This is a genomic window from Salinicola peritrichatus (assembly GCF_003206715.1).
Taxonomy (GTDB): Bacteria; Pseudomonadota; Gammaproteobacteria; order Pseudomonadales; family Halomonadaceae; genus Salinicola; species Salinicola peritrichatus.
The window spans coordinates 1-1,239 of the sequence record NZ_PZJU01000077.1; the positions used below are offsets into that span (position 1 = coordinate 1).

The 1,239-nt window shown below is 54.6% G+C and carries 1 protein-coding gene; it reads right to left on the minus strand.

The window, feature by feature from the left end; all coding sequences use genetic code 11:
• Positions 1–8: 8 nt before the first annotated feature.
• Positions 9–1,171, minus strand: a protein-coding gene (locus tag DOM57_RS20565) for an IS3 family transposase (RefSeq protein ID WP_110651257.1) whose coding sequence is annotated in 2 segments (ribosomal slippage) — positions 9–916 and positions 916–1,171 — 1,164 coding nt in all. Because the reading frame shifts where the segments join, the coding sequence is not laid out codon by codon here.
• Between the last annotated feature and the right edge of the window lie 68 nt (positions 1,172–1,239).

A 1,239-nucleotide genomic window follows, 5' to 3' on the forward strand; every position in this document is an offset into this window, starting at 1 on the left:
TGTAGTGGTCAACTAATACCGGACAGTGATTTAGGTTTTTCCTCGGCCACCGCAGGGGCGATTCCGCCGTTGTAGCTGTGAGGCCTGTGGTGATTGTAGTAACCCATCAGATAGTCACCGATATCTTTCTTTGCTTCAGGCAAGTTGCGGTAGCCCATTGTCGGCACCCATTCTGACTTCAGGCTACGGAACAGCCTTTCCATTGGCGCATTATCCCAGCAGTTGCCCCGCCGGCTCATGCTTTGCCGCATTCGATAGCGCCACAACCGCTGCCGGAACATGCGGCTGGCATATTGGCTGCCCTGATCCGAGTGGAACATGAGTTTCTCAGGTTGACCCCGTTGCTCCCAGGCATGATCCAGAGCTTTCACCACCAGATCTGCATCCGGGTGGATGGAGATCGCCCAGCCCACAACCCTCCGGGCGTAAAGATCGAGCACGACAGCCAGGTAACTCCAGCCTTTCCCTGTCCAGATGTAAGTGATGTCTCCGCACCACACCTGGTTCGGACTTGCCACCGTAAATTCTCGATCCAGATGGTTCGGTATATCTGGCCGCTCTACTGTCGCCTGCTTGTAAGCATGGGGCCCTGGCTGCTTACAGATCAGCCCGAGTTCACGCATCAGACTGCGCACCTTGAAGCGGCCAACTTCTTCTCCCTGCTCATTGAGGAGTCCTTGTATCGTGCGGCTTCCCGCTGAACTGCGACTCTGATTGAACAAGCGGTTTACTTTGGCTTTCAAGGCCACGCGCTCCGGATCAATACGACGGCACCGCTTACGGTGTTCGTAGTAACAGGAGCGAGGCACATTAAACGCTGAACAGACCAATTCCACAGGCTCTTGCTCACTTAACTGGTCAATCAGCGCGTACGATTCCAGTCGTCCGACATCAAGAGAGCAGTAGCCTTTTTTAGAATGTTCTTCTCCCGTTCCAGGCGTTCACACCGCGCCTCAAGCTCCTGTATCCGGCGCTGTTCCGGGGTAAGAGCCTTGCCTTTGGGGGTAACACCTTGGCGCTCTGCCTCAAGCTGCTTAACCCAGCGCCGCAGCGCACTCTCGACTACACCAAGCGATGTACTGGCTTGGGAAACGGTGTAGCCTTGATCCAGCACCAAGCTGGCGGCTTCCTGCTTGAACTCAGGAGTAAAAGAACGTCGTTTTCTGGTCATCTGACACCTCGATTAAGGTGGTAACTTTACCACCTATGTTGGTGTCCGGATTCATTAGACCACTACAC